This window comes from Deltaproteobacteria bacterium, assembly GCA_016874775.1.
GTDB lineage: Bacteria > Desulfobacterota > Binatia > Bin18 > Bin18 > VGTJ01.
The window spans coordinates 1-3830 of sequence record VGTJ01000309.1 but is presented as its reverse complement, the minus strand read 5'-3'; the positions used below and the strand labels follow the sequence as shown (position 1 = coordinate 3830).

General features: G+C 52.8%; 4 protein-coding genes. 3 read left to right on the top strand and 1 reads right to left on the bottom strand.

Annotated elements, in window-relative coordinates; all coding sequences use genetic code 11:
* Positions 1–510: 510 nt before the first annotated feature.
* The 3 genes from FJ147_27780 to FJ147_27770 all read left to right on the top strand — a co-directional run bounded on the left by FJ147_27780 (position 511) and on the right by FJ147_27770 (position 2549).
* Complete coding sequence (locus FJ147_27780; protein MBM4259684.1) at positions 511–762, top strand: WD40 repeat domain-containing protein; 252 nt, start codon at positions 511–513, stop codon at positions 760–762.
* 81 nt (positions 763–843) lie between these two features.
* Entirely contained in the window at positions 844–1797 is a 954-nt protein-coding gene (gene dmeF / locus FJ147_27775; GenBank protein ID MBM4259683.1) for a CDF family Co(II)/Ni(II) efflux transporter DmeF, read from the top strand.
* Complete coding sequence (locus tag FJ147_27770) at positions 1737–2549, top strand: enoyl-CoA hydratase/isomerase family protein (GenBank protein MBM4259682.1); 813 nt, start codon at positions 1737–1739, stop codon at positions 2547–2549. The genes dmeF and FJ147_27770 overlap by 61 nt, the downstream gene beginning before the upstream one ends.
* A 43-nt stretch (positions 2550–2592) precedes the next feature.
* Here the strand turns inward: FJ147_27770 and FJ147_27765 are convergent, their stop codons facing one another.
* Complete coding sequence (locus FJ147_27765) at positions 2593–3468, bottom strand: PEP-CTERM sorting domain-containing protein (protein MBM4259681.1); 876 nt, start codon at positions 3466–3468, stop codon at positions 2593–2595.
* Positions 3469–3830: the final 362 nt, after the last annotated feature.

Sequence of the window (3830 nt, the reverse complement as noted above, 5' to 3'; positions counted from 1 at the left end):
ACGATGAGTTTCAAGCGCTCAATATCAAACCCGGTAAGTTTCATGGCGATTGGAACTATACGCTTCTTCCTCGCTCTTAATCGGTAACTTAATTCTTGCCCATGCCTAATGAACTTGTGAGACACGGTACTAGATTTAAACGATTATTTGCAACTCAATTGAAAAAATAGTAGATAGTGATTTACGTTCGTATTGCAAATAAATAATCAGACGATCAACGCTTCATGACTCACTGATGATCGAGAGCTGAGGAGCGCGTATATCAAAAAGTCTCGTAGGTCGTGGTACGCCAGGGAATACGCAAAAGATCAAAGAGATCAAACACTGGGTGCAAGAAGCACTCTCGCTCTCGCCAGAGACGACCATCCTTATCACTGAGCTGGCGTGCACTGAGACTGGGTGTCCACCATTGGAAACGGTCGTTGCACTACTGCGCGGGCCAGGTGACAGCGTTCAACAGAAGATTCATCGCTGCGTTGCAGACATTACAAGAGAAGAAATTGAAACCCTGTGCCGACGATTCTGAAAGGGCATGATGGGCTCGTGACTGATCTGACGTACGCACGTCTGAGTGGGCAGCGTCGTCTCCTCTCGGTTGGCCGCGATGGGTTGCTTTGCACCTGGGCTCCCCATGTGTCACCCCGAACGATTTCTGTCACCAAGAGCGAGACCCCACTGGAACGTGTCGCGGCTGACTCGCAGGGGCGCTATATTGCTGTGGCCGATAAGGTTGGGCAGCTGAGTGTCTTCCTCCATCAGTAGCGAGACACACCAAGAGCCTCTGTCGTTTTCGTTTCACACCCCGTGTTCCGTCTATGAGGAATTTTCTGGTAAGCTATCCGTATGCATGATGAAGTCGCAACACAGTCTTGTGCCGTCCACGAAACGGTGACCTTCGCTCGGCATGAGCGGCAGGCCCGCGTGGTGATGGTACTCACGGCCGTGGTCATGGTGTTAGAGCTGATTGTTGGGACCTGGACACAATCGCTGGCGTTGGTGGCGGATGGCTGGCATATGGCAACGCACGTGGGTGCTTTAGGGCTCACGGCATTTGCCTACTGGTTTGCGCGTACCCGTGCAGGTACGAAACAGTTTGCCTTTGGGGTCGGAAAGATCCATGCCCTGGCTGGTTATACCAATGCGCTCATCCTTGCATTGATCGCGTTGCACATGATGTTAGAGTCTGTGTACCGATTACTGACCCCAGTCTCTGTTGCCTTCCTCGAAGCGCTCCCCATTGCGGTACTTGGTCTGGCAGTAAACCTTGTCTGTGCGTGGCTCTTAGATGTGGAATCGCTGCAGCAGGGAGATGCGCCTCATGCGCACGATCTGAACTTACGTTCCGCCTATATGCACGTGCTCGCCGATGCGTTAACCAGCATCTTGGCTATCGGCGCGCTTCTTGGTGGCTACTATGCAGGATGGACCTTTTTAGATCCCCTGTCCGCCTTTGTTGGTGGGGTAATGATTTTAGTGTGGAGTATTGGGCTCTGCCGCGAGTCCGCCCGCGAGCTTCTCAATGTTGTTTCTTCGACGGAGCTGGTGCGCACGATCCAACAGCGAGTAGAAGCCTTGGGTGATGCCCGCGTGGCTGACCTCCATGTATGGGAACTGGGACAAGGGCGGATTGGCTGCATCGTTTCAGTGCACGCTTCTACTCCACGCCCAGTCGCTGAGTATCGCGAAGCTATCCTGGCTGTTGCCCCTATCGACCACTTGACGGTCGAAGTAGAACCATGTCTGACTCATCAAGCCGATCCCGCGCATCGGCTTCGCCAGCAGAGCAGTCAAGCGTAAGATCGGAGGCCGTGTGCATGTCTAGTCACTTTCTGTTAACAAAAGACGGCAGACTCGCGACGTTGACGTTCAATCGTCCGGAAAAACGCAATCCACTCAATGAGGAGGTTCTGCAAGAGTTGGAATCTCTTCTTCAGCAAGTTTGTGACGATGCTGACGTTCGCGTGTTGGTGTTGACCGGAACAGGAAACACGTTTTGTGCTGGCGCGGATCTGGCATTGGCGAAAGGAGTGACCGACCCACAAGAGCGTGAGCAAATCTTTGCTGAATCTGCTCCGCGGCGCACGCGTCTAGTCGAACGCGTATTTACGCTCTTGCGACAACTGGAACCGATGACTATTGCCGCAGTGAATGGCTATGCCGTTGGTGGAGGGTGGGGACTCGTTTTGGCGTGTGACATCAGAGTCGCTGTGACAGGGGCCGAGTTCTGGTTCCCAGAAGTCGATCTCGGTGCGCCGCTGAGTCCGACGATGATGGCAATGCTTGTTGCTCACGTCGGACCGTTGCGCGCGAAGGAGATGTCGATCCTGTGCCGCCGTTATACGGCGACAGAGTTACTCCCTTTGGGAATGTTGAACCAGGTTGTGGAGCAAAAGGATCTCGAACCGGTTGTACATGCTCTCGCAAGAACATTCATTGAGAAAAACCCGAACGCCGTGATGGTGGCGAAAGCAACAGTGCGTGCCTTAACGCAGAAGCAAGCGGTCGTCAGACCTGACCTGCTTCTTGCGCGGAAAGACATGAACGCATAACTCACATCTGCTGCCGTCGTGCTCAGGCGGAATACTTCTTCCCTCATGCTTGTGAAAGCCAGGCCTTCTTCAGGCGAGCGAAACAGAGAAGCGCAATTCCACTCATAAGAAAGACCACTGTCCCCGGTTCAGGAGTCGGGCTAAAGTTCAGCGTGAACGTCCCAGAGTCAAGAAATGGGGCATGTCCGTTGGCGGTTCCGACGTCAGTCAACAGGAATGTTGCGGAATACTTTGCACCAATAGGTGCTGAGCCGTCGACCCAGAACGTTGGCGTGAACATCAGGTTGTTGCCATCGCCAAGGAGGTAGTGGTCGCCAATACTTTGGAGAATAGCTGAACCAGTTTCGTTACGAATATGGAGACCGTTGGTGATGTCGACGAGTACCAGATGAATCACCGCATCTGCGAGAGATGACATCCACCGCCCGCCAGAGCTTCTGAACAAATAATCCTCCGGAGAATTGGGCGCAAAACCATTGAGCGCCTGAATCGATTCGATCGTGAGGTTACTATACTCCTCTTCGGGGGTTGGTTGATTGACGTACATGCCGGCATCAGCGCCTGTCCCAGGATAGAGGCCCAATGGTGGTTGGCCAGTAAACGACTCGGGGATGTTGTTGTTGGCGTTCGTGGAATTGATCGTCGGGCTACCGGCAGGCCCACTGTAACTATAGGTGCCAATCCCATGAAAATGATTGGTCGCTGGATCGGTATCACTTGAATGGGCGACCAGGAATGTCAGCCTCTCGCTGTTGGGTGACGGTAACCCCGCATACGTGCCAGAGGGGACCGTTGTGCGACTGTCAACGGCAACAAAATACTCACTTGATATTGCCAATGCCGAGCTTGTTCCAAGCATGGCAAGGACAAGGCCTGATATGAACGTTCTTCCGTAGCGACGGATGGACATACGCTGCATACGCATCTCTCTCCTCCTTGTTGGTCGTAAGAGCCTCTATGGTGTAGTGGCGGGCGATTTCCCAGCCGGCGTGGACAGTATCACAAATAAATAATAAATGCAATTAAATTACATTTAAAAAACATATACTAAATTTCTACATCAGCCCTTCGACAAGCTCAGGATAAACTCCGCGCAGAGTCTCTCGGAGGGACCCTCCGTTTCACTCAGGGTGACAGTCGGAGTGTATCGATCTCTCAAGATTTGATTTACTGAATTTTCAATAAATAATGTTCATGCGGGCTAGCGGACCCAAGGCAAATCAGAAGCGAAGATACACGCCCAGAGTCGCCGGGGTGAGCGGCGTGTACGAGCGATGCCCG

What these genes read in the sequence shown, in the direction of transcription:
- FJ147_27770 (MBM4259682.1), top strand. Translation starts at nt 1,737, where the DNA reads ATGTCTGACTCATCAAGCCGATCCCGCGCATCGGCTTCGCCAGCAGAG.
- FJ147_27765 (MBM4259681.1), bottom strand. Translation starts at nt 3,468, where the DNA reads ATGCAGCGTATGTCCATCCGTCGCTACGGAAGAACGTTCATATCAGGC.
- dmeF (MBM4259683.1), top strand. Translation starts at nt 844, where the DNA reads ATGCATGATGAAGTCGCAACACAGTCTTGTGCCGTCCACGAAACGGTG.